16 protein-coding genes are annotated in these 18473 nt (G+C 51.6%); 1 reads left to right on the forward strand and 15 read right to left on the reverse strand.

The features are described from left to right. Window positions 1-113: 113 nt before the first annotated feature. The 9 genes from QZ105_RS07405 to QZ105_RS07445 form a co-directional block, all read right to left on the reverse strand. Window positions 114-398 carry a hypothetical protein gene (locus QZ105_RS07405; protein ID WP_293729209.1) on the reverse strand — a complete coding sequence of 95 codons (285 nt, stop codon included), beginning with the start codon at window positions 396-398 and terminating at the stop codon, window positions 114-116. A gap of 90 nt (window positions 399-488) precedes the next feature. Next, on the reverse strand, window positions 489-1532 hold the full coding sequence (locus QZ105_RS07410) for an ABC transporter substrate-binding protein (RefSeq protein WP_293729210.1): 1044 nt from the start codon (window positions 1530-1532) through the stop codon (window positions 489-491). Between the two features lie 110 nt (window positions 1533-1642). Next, entirely contained in the window at window positions 1643-2674 is a 1032-nt protein-coding gene (locus tag QZ105_RS07415; protein WP_293729211.1) for a radical SAM protein, read from the reverse strand. Beyond that, entirely contained in the window at window positions 2664-6383 is a 3720-nt protein-coding gene (gene cobN, locus QZ105_RS07420) for a cobaltochelatase subunit CobN (protein WP_293729212.1), read from the reverse strand. The genes QZ105_RS07415 and cobN overlap by 11 nt, the downstream gene beginning before the upstream one ends. A gap of 45 nt (window positions 6384-6428) precedes the next feature. Then, window positions 6429-7466, reverse strand: coding sequence for an iron ABC transporter permease (locus tag QZ105_RS07425; RefSeq protein WP_293729213.1), 1038 nt, complete (start codon window positions 7464-7466; stop codon window positions 6429-6431). A 12-nt stretch (window positions 7467-7478) separates the two neighbouring features. Beyond that, a complete protein-coding gene (locus QZ105_RS07430; protein WP_293729214.1) occupies window positions 7479-8438 on the reverse strand; it encodes an ABC transporter substrate-binding protein in 960 nt (319 codons plus the stop codon). Window positions 8439-8441: 3 nt separating this feature from the next. Beyond that, window positions 8442-9755 carry a nitrogenase component 1 gene (locus tag QZ105_RS07435; RefSeq protein ID WP_293729215.1) on the reverse strand — a complete coding sequence of 438 codons (1314 nt, stop codon included), beginning with the start codon at window positions 9753-9755 and terminating at the stop codon, window positions 8442-8444. Then, complete coding sequence (locus QZ105_RS07440) at window positions 9748-11034, reverse strand: nitrogenase component 1 (RefSeq protein WP_293729216.1); 1287 nt, start codon at window positions 11032-11034, stop codon at window positions 9748-9750. The genes QZ105_RS07435 and QZ105_RS07440 overlap by 8 nt, the downstream gene beginning before the upstream one ends. Further along, window positions 11024-11830, reverse strand: coding sequence for a nitrogenase iron protein NifH (locus tag QZ105_RS07445; protein ID WP_293729217.1), 807 nt, complete (start codon window positions 11828-11830; stop codon window positions 11024-11026). Before QZ105_RS07445 ends, QZ105_RS07440 begins: the two co-directional genes overlap by 11 nt. A 127-nt stretch (window positions 11831-11957) precedes the next feature. Between QZ105_RS07445 and QZ105_RS07450 the strand changes: the two genes are divergently transcribed. Continuing rightward, window positions 11958-12836 (forward strand): MerR family transcriptional regulator, encoded by an 879-nt coding sequence (locus QZ105_RS07450; RefSeq protein WP_293729218.1) that lies wholly within the window; start codon window positions 11958-11960, stop codon window positions 12834-12836. A 115-nt stretch (window positions 12837-12951) separates the two neighbouring features. Here QZ105_RS07450 and rpsO read toward each other — a convergent pair whose 3' ends face one another. From rpsO to infB, 6 genes are all read right to left on the reverse strand, one after another. Continuing rightward, window positions 12952-13218, reverse strand: a complete 267-nt coding sequence (gene rpsO, locus QZ105_RS07455) for a 30S ribosomal protein S15 (protein WP_293729219.1) — start codon at window positions 13216-13218, stop codon at window positions 12952-12954. A 136-nt stretch (window positions 13219-13354) separates the two neighbouring features. Next, window positions 13355-14284 carry a bifunctional riboflavin kinase/FAD synthetase gene (locus QZ105_RS07460; RefSeq protein ID WP_293729220.1) on the reverse strand — a complete coding sequence of 310 codons (930 nt, stop codon included), beginning with the start codon at window positions 14282-14284 and terminating at the stop codon, window positions 13355-13357. Further along, window positions 14284-15162, reverse strand: a complete 879-nt coding sequence (gene truB, locus QZ105_RS07465; RefSeq protein WP_293729221.1) for a tRNA pseudouridine(55) synthase TruB — start codon at window positions 15160-15162, stop codon at window positions 14284-14286. Before truB ends, QZ105_RS07460 begins: the two co-directional genes overlap by 1 nt. Beyond that, window positions 15162-16112, reverse strand: a complete 951-nt coding sequence (locus tag QZ105_RS07470) for a bifunctional oligoribonuclease/PAP phosphatase NrnA (protein ID WP_293729222.1) — start codon at window positions 16110-16112, stop codon at window positions 15162-15164. The genes truB and QZ105_RS07470 overlap by 1 nt, the downstream gene beginning before the upstream one ends. Further along, window positions 16105-16482: a 30S ribosome-binding factor RbfA gene (rbfA, locus tag QZ105_RS07475; protein WP_293729223.1), complete on the reverse strand. Its 378-nt coding sequence runs from the start codon at window positions 16480-16482 to the stop codon at window positions 16105-16107. The genes QZ105_RS07470 and rbfA overlap by 8 nt, the downstream gene beginning before the upstream one ends. Before the next feature lie 15 nt (window positions 16483-16497). Next, a partial coding sequence (infB, locus tag QZ105_RS07480) for a translation initiation factor IF-2 (protein WP_293729224.1) occupies window positions 16498-18473 on the reverse strand: 1976 nt, incomplete at its 5' end.

Genomic DNA, 18473 nt, shown 5'->3' on the forward strand with positions numbered 1-18473 from the left:
CCGAGCGCGTAGTGGACTTTCACCACCTAGTTATCGCCCATGCCGGGCACACTAAAAGAAAGGCTTAAGATGGCAGTAAGCCATACCTAAGCCTTTCTTTTTTCTTGGTTATACTATTTGGCAGAAGCCAGCGCTAATTGAAAAATTCTATGCGCTTCTTCGGAACTTTTACCTGCTTCTAAAGCACTCTTAGCCTGCTCAACAGCATTTTTATATTTTCTATGTGCTGTATCATCAGGAAGATTATCAATATCATAATTCATAATGCTTTTAAAAATAGAATGCAGCTCCTCCGAAGATTTTCCTGCCAACTTAGCTGCTGCCACATGCTTCATAGCCATTTTGTATCTGTATTCGGCATGAGGCATATTAGGTAATACATATTGTGGGTGTGCCATAGTTAAACTTCCTCCTCTACTATTTTATGGACAATTATAATATAACCTATATACCTATAGTAGAGTAAAGCTTTTATCCAAAATTTATTTTCATTTTTCTACATGCAAATGGCTATCTCCCGATAATGAGAATGTCTCACCGTAAGCAGCATGAGCAATTTCCTGCACGCCAAAAACTACATCCTGAGAACAATTATATATAAATCCCTCTTTCGGATAAAATAGTTGCTTATTTTTTATAGCTGTTAAGGTTTGTAAAGCAGGATCCTCCAAAAATTCTTTATTATATTTATTTATATCAAAAGTATTATGATCATTATAAACAGGCATAATAAACAAATCAGGGTTTATTTTGACCAGCATTTCCTTAGTTACCGGCTGACCATTTTCAATGCCTGCTGCCGCTACGCCATTAATTACCCCTGCTTCCCGGCACATATCGTCAAAGATGCAGCCTTTGCCGCCATAAGTATTCATTAAGGATACCAAAACTACTTTCTTAGGCTGTCTAATATTTTTCTGAGCCAGTTTCTTTTTAATCTCCAATAATTTATCATCCATCATTTGCGTAAGCTTATCACCGCTTGAAAAAATATGCAAGGCCGCCGCTATTTGATGAACATTGTCTTTAATATCGCTGATTGTTTGCGGGTTTTTAATTACGAATACATTTATTCCAAGACTACGTATATTTTTAATTAGTTCAGGATCAGTCCAAGCATATGTTAAAACTAATTCCGGATTTAAACTTAATACTTCCTCTTGCGAAGGATTCCAAATCTTACGTTTAATTTGCTGTGCTTGCTTAACTACATTTGAGCTGGAAGGATCATCAGCTAAAGAGCTAATGGCTAATAGCCTTTTTTGCTCTCCTAATCCCAAAACAATACTATCAGTACCCATAGCTAATGTGATTATTTTTTGTGGAGGAGCTTTAAAATACACTTTAGTACCAAAATCATCAACTACGGTATACCCTGATTGGGATTCTTCATTATTTTGTTGTCCTCCCATTTTGCATCCTGTAAATAGAACTATTAATATTAGCCAGGCAAAAATCAATACTAAAAAATTCCATTTGCTATTATTGAATTTTATTTTCATAACAACTACCATTAAATCCTTTTCTAACACTCTTGGTTCTCATAGTATTAACAATATTATAGCCTTCGCCAAAAGCCGCAAATTATTCTTTTATGGCCGCAGCTCATATCTAAATTACATAAAGCTATCTTCATTTCTCCCTACCCAATAACCTGCTTAATAGAAATTCGCTTCATAGCGCACTCCGCGCCGTAATCCTCTTTATTTTCCATGCCGTCCCAGCGGGCGAAGCCCCCGCCGCCGCACAGGCGAAAATCGGGGCACTGACGGCAAAATTCCATAGACTCACTAATCAGCCGCTGCGTTTTTCCCACCAACGGTCTTTCCAAGCCGCTGTACACATTACCCAAATAGAAATCCCGTTGTCCCACCAGCGACGAGCAGGCGTAAATATCGCCCTTAGCGTCCACAAAAGCAGCCTCGCCGTTCATCGCATAGCAATGCCCGAAAACATACTGGCAATCGCGGCATAAGGTTTTTACTCGTTCCTGCTGAGCGATTTCAATATACACGCCGGTTAATCTGGTCAAAGCGTCGCGGCGGGCGTAAACATGCTCCATAGCCTGCCGCATATCCTCCGGCGCAGGCGGCTTTAGGCCGCCGCCCCGTCCCTGCGCGCGCAAAATATCAAAGCCTATGCGGCGCACATTACCCAAAAAGTAAGCAAATTCCACAATACCGCTCAGGCTGCGCACATTATCGTCCGTTACCACGCAGGTAATGCCGCAGGCTATATTATTGCGGCGCAGCACGTCGATGCCTTTGAGAATGTCGCCCGTCGCACCATAGCCGTTCTTTTTCAGGCGCAGCTTATCGTTGACCGACGGCCTGCCGTCCAGACTGACACCGATAGCCACCTTATTTTTAAACAAATATTGCGCGATAGCATCCGTCAGCTTAGAGCCGTTGGTTTGCAGCTGTAAGAGCGTCGGCAGCTTATGCTCCTGCACGTAATCCACTACTATTTGCAGCGTTTCAAAATTCAACAGCGGTTCGCCGCCGCTGAACTGAATAATAAAGGTTTCGCCGCTGGCCGCCGCCATTTTTACAGCCCGCAAGGCGATGTCCGGCGTCATTTTACTTTTATCATGCTCTGCCGCGTAGCAATACCGGCAGGCAAAGTTGCACCTGCCCGTTAAGCTCAGCACCAGCATTTTTATTTTATCGCTCATCAGCCCTATCCTCCAATTCGCCTTCCATGTCCAGATAGAGCTTTTGCAGTTCTTCCTTAGTTTCCGGCTTAGCCTGCCACAGCCCACGCTGTTCGGCCTCCAGCAAAATTTCCGCCATGCGCTGCAGCGCCCAGGGATTAACCTGCCGCAGCCATTCCTGTACCTTAGGGTCAAAGGTATATTTTTCCGCATATTTTTCGTACATCCAGTCCTCCATAACGGCACTGGTAGCGTCCCACTGAAAGCTATGCGCTATCATATTGGCCATATCTGCCGCGCCCTTATAGCCATGCTGCATCATGCCGGCAATATATTTAGGATTTATGGACTCGCTGCGGAAAATACGCTTAGCCTCCTCCTGTACGCTGTGCATAGTCACACGGGTACGGTCGGTGCTGTCGCCGCAATAGGAACGCGGCGCGCTGCCCTTAATGCTGCGTACTGCGGCAATCATACCGCCGTGATAAGCGTTGTAATCGTCGCTGCTGAGCATATTGGTTTCATGATTATCCTCATTTTTAATGGTAATATCCAGGCTGCCCATGCGCTTGCGGAACTGCTGCGGCAAAAATTGGCCTCTAGTTTTGCCGCCGTAAGCGTGAGCGCCCCAGCGTACATAAACGTCGGCAATATCGTCGATTGTTTGCCAATTTTTCGCTTCCAACAATGCGGCGACACCTGCGCCGTAAGTACCCTCCTGATCGCCGAAAATGCGGTAGGCGGCCTGCCGCCAAGCGTCCTCCCTGCTCATGCTTTCCGCGTCCTGCAACTCCTGACTATCTGCCTGAATATGCTTGCGCACAAAATTCAGCTCCGGCTCCTCGTCCTGCTCCGCCGCCAGCAGCACGGCCTTATCCAGCAGATTGATTACCGAAGGCATGGAATCGCGGAACAAGCCGCTGATACGCGCCGTAACATCGATACGTGGGCGCTTTAATTCCGTCAGCGGAATGACCTCCAAACCGTTGACCCGCAGGCTGCCGCTTTGATATTTAGGCCTGATACCCAGCAGGTACAAAAATTCGGCCACGCACTGGCCATGGCTGCGCATATTCGAGCCCGACCACAGCACGATGCCAATATTTTCCGGATAACGGCCTTCTTCCGCAATAAAGCGTTCCACAACCTGATCGCCCAGAGTCTTGCCTATTTCCCAGGCCGCAGGCGTAGGCAGCGTGCGCGGGTCGACGCCGTAAAAATTACGCCCTGTTGGCAAAAGGTCCGCGCCGCCGCTGGATGGCGCGCCGCTGGGTCCCGGCTCGACATATTGCCCTTCAAAGCCCCGCAGCATATTTTCCAGCTCCTGACTGGTCAGCAGCAGATTAGGATAAACCTTGTGACAGGTATAACTGCACACCTGTTCCAGCTTTTGCCGCAAGTCCGCAGATGTATGCTCAATCCACGGCAGCTCACGTACCTTTTCCCAAGCGCCGCCGGCAAAGCCACAGTCTGCCAGCACACGGATAAATTCCCGGCACTGACTGCCGATGCGGTCGATAAGCTTGCCATAGGTAATGTTCAAGGGTTGATAAATCAGCCCGCTGTTTTCCAGCAGTTCATAATAATCAAAGCCATACAAGGCGGCCACAGCCTGCATCAAGCTGGGTACATCGCCATTATCCATCCGCAGCAGCAGCCATAAATACTCTATCAACTGCTCCTTTTGCGGAGGCTCGCCTAAAATATGCAGGCCCGTATGCACCTCCATATTTTTCAAATCGGTAATATAATTATGCAGCGCCATAACGTATTCCTGGAATGGCTTATCCGTATCGTGCGGCACCTCGTCCTGCAAATTAGCCTGCGCCGCCTTTTCCAGCACCAGCTTTTCCAAATTACCCAGATTTTCCGGCTGCGCCGTGGCAAAATGCACGTACTCGTCCATTAGCTTTTCCAGCTCCTCCAGCTCGTCGTAAACTCCGGCCTGAGCCTGAGGCGCAGGCAAATGCTCGATAAGGCAGGCGGCTCCGCGGCGTTTGGCCTGAATACCCTCGCCTGTAATCGTAATATTATAGGGATAAATATTGGGCAAATCGCCGATGGCTAAATCTGGATAGCAGGCCCGGCTCAAACCGGCATTCTTGCCCGGCAGCCATTCCAGACTGCCGTGCGTGCCGATATGGGCCACCGCGTCAGCCTGCCAAACGTCGCGCAGCCAGCGGTAAAAGCCCAAATATTGATGCGTCGGCGCGCAGAAGGGGTCGTGGTAAATTTTTTCCGGGTCCTCGCCGAAGCCACGCGGTGGCTGCACCGTTATAAAAATATTGCCGTTCATCGTACCGGGAACCAGCAGGCTGCCGTCGTACTCCATCACCTGTCCTGGAGGGTCGCCCCAATCCTTTGCCAGCTGGCTCTGCACGCCGCCGTCCATTTCTGTAAAGAAGTCCTTGTACTTTTTTCCCGTCAGCTTCTTAGCCGCGGCAATTTGCTTTTCAGTAAGCATACTGCAGTCGTTAGTAGCGTTGGCCGTCAGCTCCTCGATAAAGGCCTGCGTATCCTCTGGCACCGCGTCCACCCTGTAGCCGCGCTCCCGCATGGCGGCCAGCACCCGGCGGACGCTTTCAATTGTATCCAAGCCTAAAGCGCTGCCGATATTGGAATTACGCGGCGGATAATTATGAAAAATAATCGCTATCTTTTTATCCTTATTTTGCTTGCGCCGCAAATTGGCCCACTTCGCCGCCTTGCTTGCCATACGCTGCACCCTCTCGCTAATAGGAAGATAACGCACGTCGCCGTTATCCAGCACCTTTTTCGTAGCGATGGGCACACTGTGAATTATGCCGTCAAATTCGGGCAAAGAAATGCTGATGGAAATCTCCATCGCGTTCATACCCTCAAAGCTGTTTTTCCATTCTTCATAAGGCGCAATCAAGGTGTAAGCCTGCAAAACCGGCACGTTCCACCGCTTTAAATAATCCACGCTCAAAGCGCCGCTGCCAGTCAGAGAAAATTTCAGCACATTGATTAAAGCGTCGATAACCGGCACGCCATCCTGACAAAAGAAGCGCTGCACCACTTGCGGCAGCGACGGCATCCCCATTTCAGCATTAGGTATGCCGTTGGTAAAAACACAGACAGGATTCAAGCCCTGCGCCTCCAAGGCTTCCACCATAGCCTTCTGATAGGTTAAATCGCCCCACACCCATTCGTCACGGTAAAACAGCATGCCTACATAGGGCCTGCCGCTGCAACAAAAATCACGCTGGTATTCTGTCAAATCAGTATAAACCTTCTGCGCCCGCGGGTGATAAATGCCGCACCAATGAATTGGGTCAGGCGCGGCAATTTCAGGCTCGCCTCCCTGCGCCAAGGTGGCAAGATACTGCCATAAATTATAATAATTGCGTTCGCCGCCAAAGGCACAGTATTCCCTTACGGTCTGCACCTGTTTCGGCGTAAGCGCCTGCACCAGTTCGTTTTCATCCGTACCGGCCGCGTCGATATAATAAGGAAGCCCCTTGCGCTTAACAAATGCCAGGCACCTCTGCAAAAACGGCGTATCCAAGCCTGTACCCATCCACTTTAAAAGCAGCAAATCGGTACTTCCCAGCTCCTGCTCCCATTTTTTATTCCAAGCCGTGGCCTCCGTTATCCAGCGGCAGGCGCACTCGCCGCTAAGCCTGCGCTCCTGCTGCAATCTATCCAAGGTCTGCTGCATCATCCCCATACGCCTGATAACATTAGTCACAAATAAAATCTTACTCATTCTTTTCTCCTCGCTGATTTACCCCCTGCATAGCAGGGAAAAAGCTTAAAAGAAGCTTTTCTGCATTTTTCTAAGCAAATATAAGAAATACGGCGTGCCCAACAGCGCCGTCATAATACCTACGCGCACCTCCGCAGGCGGCATAACCACGCGCCCCAAGGAATCGCAAAACACTAAAAAGGCCGCGCCGCCCAAAGCGCTGGCAGGCAGCAGCACGCGATGGTCCGGTCCCAGCAGCATACGCATCATATGCGGAATCACCAGCCCCACAAAGCCTATGTTGCCGCTGACGCAAACCGAGGTGGCCGTAGTCATAGCCGCCACGAACAGCAGACCCATGCGAAAGGTAGTTACCGGCATGCCAACTGCCCTAGCCTCCGTTTCTCCCAAAACCAGAATATTCAAATGGCGCGCCAGCAGCATCATCACCACAATGCCGCACAGCACCGGCCCGGCAGCTAAATAAACATGCTCCCAGCGGCGGTAATCAAGCCCGCCCACCATCCAGAACAGGTATTGCTGCAATTTTTGTTCATTCATAAAGGTTAAAATACCGCTGGTTACAGCTCCCAGCAGCATGCCTACGGCTACGCCGGCCAAAAGCAGCGTCATTACAGGTATTTTACCGTTGCGCATAGCTAAAAATACTGTCAGCGTTACGGCGCAAATGCTGCCGCAAAAGGCGAATGCAGGCATGGTAAACATGCTCACAGCCGCAGTCCCCAAGGCAATGGACAGCACCGCGCCCGTAGCCGCGCCCGCCGAAATACCAATCAGCCCAGAGTCGGCCAGAGGATTGCTGAAAATGCCCTGCATTACCGCGCCGCTGATGCCTAGGGCCGCGCCCACCAAAGCGCCTACCAGCATACGCGGCAGACGGATATACCAGATAACGGCCAGCTGCTCCTTGCTCACAGCAGTGTCCTGCAAAAAGGGTAAATGCAGCTGCTGGCATAAAATAGCCAGCGCATTTTTTACCGGCACATCGATTTGTCCTACGGTCAGCGACAAGCAGGCTATAGCGAGCAATAACAGCAGCAAAATCAGCAGCGCGCTCAGGCTGCGCTCTTTTTTTATAAGCATTTCGTCACTTCCTTAAAAAATTTCCGGATAAACGGTTCGCGCAATTTTCTCTATCGCCTCCACAATATGATGACTGGCAACGTAACGGTATTTATCAGAAACAAATTTCAGCTGCTTGTTTTGTACCGCCTTCACATTCTGATAAGCCGGGTCGTTCATCACCTGATAAGCGTAGCCCTGCACATCCTGCTTATTATCATAATTCCATGTCGGCAGCAGGAAAATATCAGGATTAATCTTCACAACCATTTCCTTGCTGATAGCCGCCTGCCCATGCTCGCCTGTCGACGGCTCCGCCACCGCCGCGCCGTTAATCACGTGGGCCATGGTCAGCATACTGTCCAGCAAATCGCCCCGCCGCCCCATAGCCGAGGTAAAATTAAAGGCTACGGCCACCCGGCGCTGGGACGCAGGCAGCTGGCTAAGTTTTTGCTCCAGCTTCTGCAAACGCTCGTCCATATCCCGCACAATTTCTTCGCCCTTAGGCGCTTCGCCGACGGCTGCCGCCAAATGCAATATTTTTTCACGCATTTCCTGATAATTATGCGGACTGCGGGCCACGTAAACCTTTACGCCCACAGCCTCCAGGCTGCTGACTAAATCAGCGTTTGTAGCGGTAGAGCCCACTACCAAATCAGGGTGCAGCGCTAAAATCGCTTCTAAATTATCGTGTACCTTACGTCCTACCTTAAAGGCCTGCTCCTTGGTTATAAAGCTTATCTCACCGTCGCCTGCCCAGCGGCTATAACTTTCGATGCGCTTACAGCCGACGATATCCGTAAGTATCTCGTCGGTACCGTAGGTAAGCGACACGATATGCTGGGGCTTGCTTTCAAAAAACAGCGTGCGCCCGACGTCGTCCACTGCCGTATAAGCGACGTTCGTTTCTATAAATGCATTTCTTGGCTGCTGCGTACAGCCGCCCAGCGCTATTGCCAGCACCAGCGTTAAAATCATCCATAGCTTTTTCATCACTCACCTGATTTCTTGCAGTTTTTTACTGATATAGCCGTTCCACAGCCTTTGCAGCATATACCTACTGCCGTTCAGCCCGGTAAAGGGATGGGGCAGCAGAAATATTTCGTCGTTAGCGGGAAAAGCTATATTGCAGTTTAAAAAGTGAGAGTGTTTTTGTCTGTATAATAAGGAGCCCTCGCTGCTGCTGCCCAAAAGCAGCAGACTTTGACCATCGTCCGCAAAGCAGGCGCTCATTTTATCCTGCTCCACGCCTGCCGTATATACGGCGTCAGCCGCATCGCAGTAAGCAGCAGGCGCAGATTTTGGCAGCCGCCGCTGGCACAGCACCGTTAAGCTTCCCATATCCGCCCATTCGCTGCGCAGCGCTTGGGCCAGGCACAGCGCCGCCGTCGGCGGCGCGCTTACTACCGCCCTGTCAAACCACAGGCTGCCCCAAAGAGAATGTGTTTCATTAATCCAGCTGGTTAAATAGCTTTGCAGCGCCTCCGCTTCATTACGCACCGCCTCCATTTGCAGGCCGGACCAAGCGCAGCGAATACGCTCCAGCCAAGCCAGCGTCCCCTCGACGCCATAGGGCAGCCCCGCTAAAACATAAGGCGTGCCAAAGCGACGCTGCAAATATTCCGCCAAGGGCAATCCCAATTCCTCGTTAGTTACAATATTCAAAGCCGCCCTGCCCGCCTGCCGCAGCTCCTCCACAGTGCCGCCGCAGCCCACGGCAGCCTGAATCCTGCAGCCGGACAAACGCAGCAGGCGGCAAATTTCCTCACAGTCCGCCGCTCCATTTAAATAAAAGGGCGTCATGCCTAAAATATTAACCGTATTTTTTTCGGCTCTCACATTACCGTCCGCCACGGCATCCAGAATTTTTATGCTCGCTTTGGCATAGCCTTCGGCGAAGCCGCCGATCATACCTCCGCAATCCATTGTGACAAAGGGAAAGGGCAGCTGCGCCTTGCGGGCAATGCCGTTCAAATCGTCGCCGATGAGGCTCATGGAACAGCTGCCTTCAATCAGCAGCAGCTCCGGCAGCCGCTTTCTAGCCAGCAAGCGCTGCAAGGTTTCCAGCAGGCATTTTTCTGAACCATACACAACGGCATTATTATCAGGCTGTGACCCGTGAAAGCGCTCGGCAATACTGTATTCCACATGCTCCAAATACCGCAGCGCATAAAAATAGCACCACAACGGGCCGTTGGCGAGCGCCTCAGCTCCGGGGATACCGGCGGCGAAGGCGGCGGCTCCGGTCAGCGCGCAGGCGTCCACCCGTTCGCAGATATTACCCCAGGCATTATCCGCCATTCTAAACATAAATCATTCCTCCCTTTAGCCTGCTGCACAAGGCACGGTAAACAGCCTCCATAAAATCCAGCTCGCCGGATGAACCCACCTTTGGCAGCATGGGCAAAAAGAGCTGCTTCAGCTTTTTGTCCTGCAGCTCATGGGTCGTCAAAACAATATCTGCCGCCGCTAAAGCAGCCTCGCCTTCTGCTGGGCTGTAAACAGGAATATTCGTATAGCTCCTGATAGTCCGTAGCATTTCTTCACGCTCTTTATCCCGATAGGCGTCCAATAAAACGATGCCCGTAAGCTCCATTTCCAGCATTTTTATTGTAGAAAGAGTTGCCACCGGGTCGTAATACATCAGCAGGCGGCCAATGCATAAAACTGCTTTTTTGTCCCGCGTAACCACAGTAAAGCGGCGAATACCTTCGGCCATCCGTCTTTCCTCTGCCGCAAGTACGGCGGCGGCCTCCCTTTCGCGTCCCAAAAGCTTGCCTGCGGCGCTTATCCACCGGCGCGTCTGCTGCCAGCCCACGGGATATACGTCCAAATAAGGCACCCCCAGCCTCGACTGTAATTGAGCGGCAATCTTGCTTAAACCAATATGGGTCTGACCACGCCCGCCTAAAATAATCACGGCCTCCGCGCTGGCTGCCTTGGGTAAATCTTCGAAAGCCATGTAACTGGGGAACTGGCCGATAACTTTAACTCCCATTAGCGATAACAGGCGCGTAACCTCCACAGCGTAATGTCCCCAGGGGCCGCCGTTATCGCCCAGCAGAAGAACCGTTCCCGGTAGCGTTTCACAGGGCTGCAAAAAGCGTTCTACCAGCTGCTCCGTAATTTCAAAATAGCCCTGATAATATTCCCCGTCCAAAAAGCCGCAGCAATCTACGGTCAGTACCGGTATGCCATATTGCTCCTCCGCACTGCGCGCCACCGCATCTACATCATCGCCGATAACGCCGGCAACGCAGGAATTGGCAATTACCAAGCACTGAGGCTTGTACTGCTTCATAGCAAAATCCACGCATTGGCTCAAGCGCTCCACACCGCCGAAAATAGAATGCTTTTCCTCCAGCTGGCTTGACAAAAGCGGCACCGACGGCATCAGCTCGTTCCGCTCCTCGGCCATACTGCGGTAATGGGAATTGATGTCCATAGTACGCGCTACATGAGCGCAGGCCCGCGGACTGTGAAAAATAACCACTGTGCCGCGGCAGTAAGCGACAGCCCGCCATACGCCCGGCATGCTGCAGCTGTAGCTTTTGCGCAGATTGATAAACCGCTTCGTTTTAATTGCCATAGTCCGCCACCAGCTTTTCCAGCTCCTCAAAGGTCATGGGCGTAGGCACGGACAGCTCCGTATTATTTAATATCTCCTGGCTCAGCCTGCGGTAGACCTCTGCCTGGGCGCTGTCCGGCGCATACTGCAAAACTGTCTGACGGTTATTTTCCGCCTTGTTCACGATTACGTCGCGAGGAATAAAAGCTATCAGCTTGGTATTCAAACGCTTGGCAAACTCCTCCAGCAGCTGCCTTTCGTTCGGCGTGTTGCGTCCGTTGCCGATAATTCCGCCCAAGCGCACGCCGCCGCGCAGGGCAAAGCGTTTAATGCCCTTGGCTATATTATTGGCCGCATACAGGCTCATCAGCTCGCCGGAAGAAACTACATAAATGTCGCTGGCATAGCCCTCACGAATGGGAACGGCAAAGCCGCCGCAAACTACGTCGCCTAAAACGTCATATAAAATAACGTCCTCGTCCTCAATAACATTCAAGGAGCGCAGCTTTTCCAGAGCCACGATAATACCGCGTCCGGCGCAGCCCACTCCCGGCTCCGGTCCGCCGGCCTCCACGCATTTTATGCTGTTATAGCCAATATGCACAATATCGCCTGCTGCAACCTCCTCCTGGTCGCGCACTGTATCCAGCACCGTCTGCTTACATATATGTCCTAAAAGCAAGCGTGTAGAATCATTCTTAGGGTCGCAGCCTATTTGACAAACCTTTAGGCCCGCTTCGCTCATAGCCGCTGAAATATTTGCCGTAGTCGTGGACTTGCCAATGCCGCCCTTGCCATAAATAGCTATTTTTTTCATACTATTATTCCTCCATGCCGTTTTTTACAAGACAGTATCCGCTAAAATATGATATAATATCCTACATATAATATTACTAATTTTAAACTATATACCTAATATATAGTCAAGCTCACGAGGAATCAATATGCTTAAAAATAATATTAATCAGAATTTTTTTACGGCAGGCGAAATGGCAAGCCTTTTCGGAATTTCCAAGCAAACGCTGCTGTATTACGATAAAATCCATCTGCTATCCCCCGATTACATCGGAGAAAACGGCTACCGCCACTATTCCATCACCCAATATTTAAATCTGGAAATTATTGTTAATATGCGTTCGCTGAACATCAGCATCGCCGATATTAAATATTATCTTGAAAACCGCAGCAAGCAATGCTTTATGGAGCAATTAGCCAAAAAAGAAGCGGAATGCAGTAAAATTATTAAGGAAAATGAACGCATTTGCCGCTCGCTGCAGCGCATCACCGGCAATTTAGCGGCTCACAGCAGCCTGCCCCTTAACCAGATAACAGTCTGCTGGCGGGAGGAGCGCCTGCTGCGCCTGACCGAGCTTTCCGACGCCGACGACAGCAAGCAGCGCATCGTCAAATTTGCCCGTCATACCCAAATGGTCACTCATAACCGCGGTTTTGTGGAAAAGCAGGCAGGCTGGATTGTCGACAGTGAAAATTTCTTTCAGCTGCGCAATATTAACCATTCCAAGGCTTACTTCTCCTTTTCCGATAACCCGCCGGGGCATACTAAAGCCCACAGAACGTCGTTGCCCGTAGGCTTATACCTGGAAATCTATTTTTCCGGCCCCTTTTATAATCAGGCCAAACAGCTCAAGGATAAGGTGTGCCGCTTTTTGCAGGTCAACGAGCTGGAAGCATGCAGCGATATTTATGTGCTGCCTATCGAAAACCATTGGCTGTGCGAACATACAGAGGAATATATCAATCTGCTCTTTATGCAGGTGCGCAATAAGCAAAGCAATGCCGGCCTACCCGAAATAAAAGAATAGCATCGTTAACGTCATCGTCCATGCTTGCACAAAAAATCCCGCTTTAAGCGGGATTTTTACTGCTGAACATAAAAAGAGCGCACCCTTACGGATGCGCTCTTGAAGCTGTCGCTTATTATTTACGGATACCCAGTTTAGCGATGATTGCGCGATAACGCTCGATGTCCTTGCTTTGCAGGTAGTTGAGCAGACCGCGGCGTTTACCTACCATTTTCAGCAGGCCGCGACGAGAATGATGGTCTTTCTTATGCTCTTTCAGATGCTCGGTCAAGTATTTAATGCGCTCGGTCAGAACGGCGATTTGTACCTCCGGAGAACCAGTGTCGCCCTCATGACGGGCATTGTCAAGAATTACGGCAGTTTTAGCTTCGCTAGTTAACATTGTTGTTTCCTCCTAAATTTTAAATTGCCAAAAGCATAGTAGCCGCTGGAGAGGCGCACCACCAAGCCTTGGTTCACATACTTTGTTAGTATACCATACTCCTGCGCACAAGGCAAGAGCTTTCTAAAAAATAAACTCAAAATGATTGCAGGCATTCCAGGCAGGCAGCCTTATCCTGCGCCAGCTGCGCTTTCAGCGCGTCTAAAGAAGTAAATTTCACCTCGCCTCTGACGCGCTGCACAAACTGCACCGTCAGCTGACGTCCATAAATATCGCCTGCAAAATCAAAAATATGCGTTTCCAGCCGCGGCTTTTCCACATCGCCAAAGGTAGGATTTTTACCGATATTCGCCATACCGCCGTAAACTTTGCCGCCCAACAGCACGCGCACCACATAAACCCCGCCTGAGGGAATAGCCAAACGACTGTCCTCCAGCTCCAAATTAGCCGTAGGATAACCCAGCAGCCTGCCGCGTTCGTTGCCGTGAGCCACCGTGCCGCTGATGCTGTAGCTGCGGCCCAGCATTCTGTTGGCCTCCACGATATCGCCCTCGGCAATCAAACGGCGAATGGCCGTACTGCTGATAACCATGGCGCCATCGCTGACCAAGCTGCGCACCAGCAGCGTAAAGCCCAGCTTAGCGGCAGATTCCTTAAGCGTCGCCACCGTTCCCTCGCCCCTGATGCCATAGGTAAAATTGCTGCCCACAACCAAGCAACTGTAGCCCAAGACCTGCAGCCGCTGCAAAAACTGCTCCGGCTCCAACCGCGCCACACTCATGTCAAAGGGAATATCCACCAGCACGTTGACGCCCAAATCCCGCAGCAGCTCCTGCTTCTGCTGGGGCGTAATCAAGGCTGGCGGCACTTTGTCCGGGCGAAAGCAGGCATAAGGGTGATTACTGAAGGTAAAAACCGCCAGCTTTCCCCCTGTTTTCAGCGCCTGCTCCCTGGCCGTGCGGATAACGTCCACATGACCGCGGTGCAGTCCGTCAAAAGTACCCAAAGCCACTACGCAGGGAACGTCAAATTTATGTAATTGTCCTAAAGCAGTGATTATTTCCATCAGCAATCCTCTGGCATTTTATAGTGAGCAAAAATTTTTTCCGCCTGCACCTTTTCCTCAAGGCAGCGGCCGATGCCTAAAAACTCCTCTGCCGGACCCAGCAGCGCATACTGACCTTCGGCAACGCCCGCCATAGTAGTACGCACGCCGTTGGTAATGCGCGCCGCCTGTCTGGCGCTCAGCGGCAAGCGCGGCAAATGCGCCACCGCCGTTATAGGCGCGGCAGCGCAGCCTTCCGGGTCAGCCGCAATTTCCTGTAGGGTATGGGACTGATTCAAGGTATAAGCGCCCACCTGGGTACGCAGCAAAAAGCTCATCGTGCCGCAGGTTCCCAACGCCGCCGCCATATCCTCGCCCAATACGCGGATGTAGGTTCCCTTGCTACATTCCACCGCCACCGTAAAGGAAGCAGGCGTAAGGTGCAGCAGATCCAGCTTATAGATTTCGACAGGCCGCGGCTGGCGTTCTACCTCCACGCCGCGCCGGGCCAGCTCGTACAGCTTTTGTCCGTTGACCTTGAGCGCGCTGTACATGGGCGGCAGCTGCAGCTGCGGTCCGGTAAAGCGCGCCAGCAGCGCTTCTAAGCCTGCCTGCGTTAATTGCGGCACGGGCAGCACTTTAATCACTCTGCCGCTATCGTCGCCGGTGTCCGTTTGCTGGCCCAAGGTAAATTCGGCGATATACTGCTTGCGTCCCTCCATGGCAAATTCCAGCAGCCTGGTAGCCGTGCCTGCAAAAACAGGAAGAACTCCTGCCGCGTCAGGGTCAAGAGTTCCCCCATGTCCGATTTTTTTCGTTTGCAGCGCCCGGCGCAAAAAGCCGATTACATCGTGGCTGGTCATGCCGGGCGGCTTCAACACATTAAAATTCCCGTCCATTATATAAGCTTGCTCAGCTCAGCCAAAAGCTGCCGCCGAGCCTCCTCCACCGGCGCGTAAATCGTGCAGCCTGCGGCCCGCAGATGGCCGCCGCCGCCGAAGCGCACCGCTACCTGCGCCACGTCCACGCTTTGGGAACGCATGCTGACGCGAGTCACCTCCGGCTCCACCGCCTTAAACATAACGGCTATTTCCACGCCCTCGATATAACGCGGATAGGACACAAAGCTGTCTGTATTGGTGCTTTTATCGTACAAATCGTTAGTAATAGTCAGATAAGCTATCCTGCCGTCACGCTCAAAGGTCAGCGACGGCAGCACCTTGCCCAGCAGCTCCACCGTAGAGCGCGAACGCATATCCAGACAGTCGCTGATTTCGTTAGACTGCACGCCGTACTCCAACAGCATAGCCGCCTGGCGCATAGTTTTGGGCGTAGTATTGGCGTAGCGGAAGGAACCGCAGTCCGTTGTTATAGCAGTGTAAAAGCATACCGCCATCTCATAATCCAGCGGCCAGCCCATGGCCACGAATAAATCGCACATTACCTCGCCCGTGGCCGCAGCCTCCGCATCAAGGTAAAGATAATCGGCAAAGCGGGTATTGGAAATATGATGGTCGATATTCAGCAGTGTTTTATAGCGCACCTGCGTCGCCGCCAAGCCTATGCGGTCAAAGGAGCTGGCGTCGATTACGGCCAGCATATCGGCCTCCACAATAACGTCGGCCGAAGGCCGCTGCACCAGCTCTATTTCCGGCAGAAAACCAAAACCGGCGTTAATCTGGTCGTCACAGTATACGGTTACTTCCTTGCCCTGCTGCCGCAAAAAACGCGCCAATCCCAAGGCGGAGCCCAGCGTATCGCCGTCCGGGCTCACATGGGTGCACAGAACTATTTTTTCAGCCTGCAAAAGCAGCTCGCCTGTTTCCTGCAAAGAAAGGTTTTTACTCATCTTGGCCTTCCTCAGCCGCAGGCTTTTCTTCTTTTTTAATTTTATCCAAGATGCTCTGGATATGGGCGCTGTATTCCATGGACGTATCCTTCTGCAATATCAGCGTGGGCGCAAAGCGCAGGCGGATTCGCTTGGCGATCTCCGTGCGCATAAAGCCCAACGCCTTATTCAGCGCCTTCCAGGTTTCCTCCTGTTTATCCTGAGGTCCATAAAGGCTGATAAAAACCTTGGCATAGCTCATATCGTCGGTCAGCTCAACGCCGGTAACGGTAACGAACTGAATGCGCGGGTCCTTAACGTCATGCAGCAGCATCTTGCTGATTTCATGCTGGATGGCCTCCTGAACCTTCTCCACTCTTAATCTTGCCATATTTATATCCTCAAGCTATTCTACTGCAACCTCTTCCATGTCGTAGACCTCAAAGACGTCGCCCTCTTTGATATCGCGGTATTTTTCCAGCGTGATACCGCACTCAAAGCCCTGGGCAACCTCCTTAACGTCGTCCTTAAAGCGGCGCAGAGATTCAATTACATCCTCATGCAGTACGATGCCGTCGCGCACGATACGCACCTTGGAGCTGTTGGTAACCTTGCCCTCCAGTACATAGCAGCCTGCGATAAGCAGCTTGGAAATAGTAATCAGCTGGCGTACCTCTACGCGGCCCTGTACGACCTCTTTGAATTTAGGAGCCAGCATACCCTTGATAGCAGCTTCTACATCGTTCAAAGCATCGTAAATTACACGGTAGGTGCGTACGTCGACCTTTTCAGTTTCGGCAGCCTTGCGAGCGTTGGCATCGGGACGCACGTTAAAGCCGATAATCAGCGCGTTAGCGGCGGAAGCCAGCATAACGTCGGACTCGGTGATAGCGCCTACGCCGGCGTGAACGACGACTACCTTAACCTCGTCGTTTTTAATCTTCTCCAAGGAAGCCTTCAACGCCTCGATAGTACCCTGTACGTCGGCCTTAACGACGATATCCAGCTCCTTCAGCTCGCCCTCCTGGATACGCTGGAATAAATCGTCCAGAGAAACCTTGGCGTTAAGCTTGATTTCTTCTTCTTTCTTCTTAGCGATACGCTTTTCAGCAACGCTGCGGGCGATTTTTTCATCCGTGCTGTCCAAAATATCGCCGGCCTGAGGCACGTCGTTCAAGCCCAGCACCTCTACAGGAGTGGACGGCAGCGCCTTCTTCACCTTTTCGCCGCGGTCGTTAATCATAGCGCGCACCTTACCGTAGGACGTGCCTGCGATAATGGTATCGCCGATATGCAGCGTACCGCGCTGTACCAAAACGGTAGCGACGGGGCCGCGGCCCTTATCCAGCTGCGCTTCGATAATGGTGCCGTGAGCTGGCAGATTGGGGTTAGCCTTCAGCTCCTGCATTTCGGCAACCAAAAGAATCATCTCCAGCAGATCGGTAATGCCTGTTTTCTGGTGAGCTGAAACCGGTACCATAATGGTGTCGCCGCCCCAATCCTCAGGAATCAGCTCGTGCTCAGCCAGCTGCTGCTTAACGTGGTCGGGGTTAGCGCCCGGACGGTCCATTTTATTGATAGCCACGATAATGGGCACCTTAGCTGCCTTAGCGTGGTTAATTGCTTCAATGGTTTGGGGCATTACGCCGTCGTCGGCTGCTACTACCAAAATAGCCACGTCGGTTACCTGAGCGCCGCGGGCGCGCATAGCGGTAAAGGCTTCGTGACCGGGAGTATCCAGAAAGACGATTTGCTTGCCCTGATAATTTACTTTATAAGCACCGATATGCTGCGTAATACCGCCGGCCTCGCGCGCCGTAACGTTGGTTTTGCGGATAGCGTCCAGCAGAGAGGTCTTGCCGTGGTCTACGTGGCCCATAACCGTAATAACGGGCGGACGCGGCAGACGCTTTTCAGGCGGGTCCTCTACCTCCGGGATTTCCGTCGGGTCTTCCTCAGGAGCCTTCTGACCTACCTCAACGCCGAAATTATCGCCGATGAGCTGCGCCGTATCAAAATCGATATCCTGGTTAATCGTAACCATCATACCCAGCATAAAGAGGGCCTTAATAACCTCGTTGACCTCGCGCTTAATCAGCTTGGCAAATTCCTGCACGTTGATGGACTCGCCCACCTCTACATAGGTAGGACGCACAATTTCCACGGGAGCGGCAGGAGCCTTAGGCGCATTGGTCGGCTTACGGTTGCGGTTAACCGGCATTTGATGGCCTGCGCTGCGGTTAGGACGGCTTTCCTTCGTAGCGTAGGAGCCCTTAATCTGCGGCTTATCCTTACGGTTCTTGCCTGCGTTGCGGCTGCCCTGACGGTTATCGCCGCGGCCGCTCTCGCTGCGGCTGCTCCCGCCTGCCGGACGCGCAGAAG

The organism is uncultured Phascolarctobacterium sp. (assembly GCF_905212365.1).
GTDB lineage: Bacteria > Bacillota > Negativicutes > Acidaminococcales > Acidaminococcaceae > Phascolarctobacterium_A.

What these genes read in the sequence shown, in the direction of transcription:
- QZ105_RS07430 (WP_293729214.1), bottom strand. Translation starts at nt 8,438, where the DNA reads ATGAAAAAGCTATGGATGATTTTAACGCTGGTGCTGGCAATAGCGCTG.
- QZ105_RS07460 (WP_293729220.1), bottom strand. Translation starts at nt 14,284, where the DNA reads ATGGAAATAATCACTGCTTTAGGACAATTACATAAATTTGACGTTCCC.
- QZ105_RS07435 (WP_293729215.1), bottom strand. Translation starts at nt 9,755, where the DNA reads ATGTTTAGAATGGCGGATAATGCCTGGGGTAATATCTGCGAACGGGTG.
- QZ105_RS07415 (WP_293729211.1), bottom strand. Translation starts at nt 2,674, where the DNA reads ATGAGCGATAAAATAAAAATGCTGGTGCTGAGCTTAACGGGCAGGTGC.
- QZ105_RS07470 (WP_293729222.1), bottom strand. Translation starts at nt 16,112, where the DNA reads ATGAGTAAAAACCTTTCTTTGCAGGAAACAGGCGAGCTGCTTTTGCAG.
- truB (WP_293729221.1), bottom strand. Translation starts at nt 15,162, where the DNA reads ATGGACGGGAATTTTAATGTGTTGAAGCCGCCCGGCATGACCAGCCAC.
- QZ105_RS07450 (WP_293729218.1), top strand. Translation starts at nt 11,958, where the DNA reads ATGCTTAAAAATAATATTAATCAGAATTTTTTTACGGCAGGCGAAATG.
- QZ105_RS07425 (WP_293729213.1), bottom strand. Translation starts at nt 7,466, where the DNA reads ATGCTTATAAAAAAAGAGCGCAGCCTGAGCGCGCTGCTGATTTTGCTG.
- cobN (WP_293729212.1), bottom strand. Translation starts at nt 6,383, where the DNA reads ATGAGTAAGATTTTATTTGTGACTAATGTTATCAGGCGTATGGGGATG.
- rpsO (WP_293729219.1), bottom strand. Translation starts at nt 13,218, where the DNA reads ATGTTAACTAGCGAAGCTAAAACTGCCGTAATTCTTGACAATGCCCGT.
- QZ105_RS07445 (WP_293729217.1), bottom strand. Translation starts at nt 11,830, where the DNA reads ATGAAAAAAATAGCTATTTATGGCAAGGGCGGCATTGGCAAGTCCACG.
- QZ105_RS07440 (WP_293729216.1), bottom strand. Translation starts at nt 11,034, where the DNA reads ATGGCAATTAAAACGAAGCGGTTTATCAATCTGCGCAAAAGCTACAGC.
- QZ105_RS07405 (WP_293729209.1), bottom strand. Translation starts at nt 398, where the DNA reads ATGGCACACCCACAATATGTATTACCTAATATGCCTCATGCCGAATAC.
- rbfA (WP_293729223.1), bottom strand. Translation starts at nt 16,482, where the DNA reads ATGGCAAGATTAAGAGTGGAGAAGGTTCAGGAGGCCATCCAGCATGAA.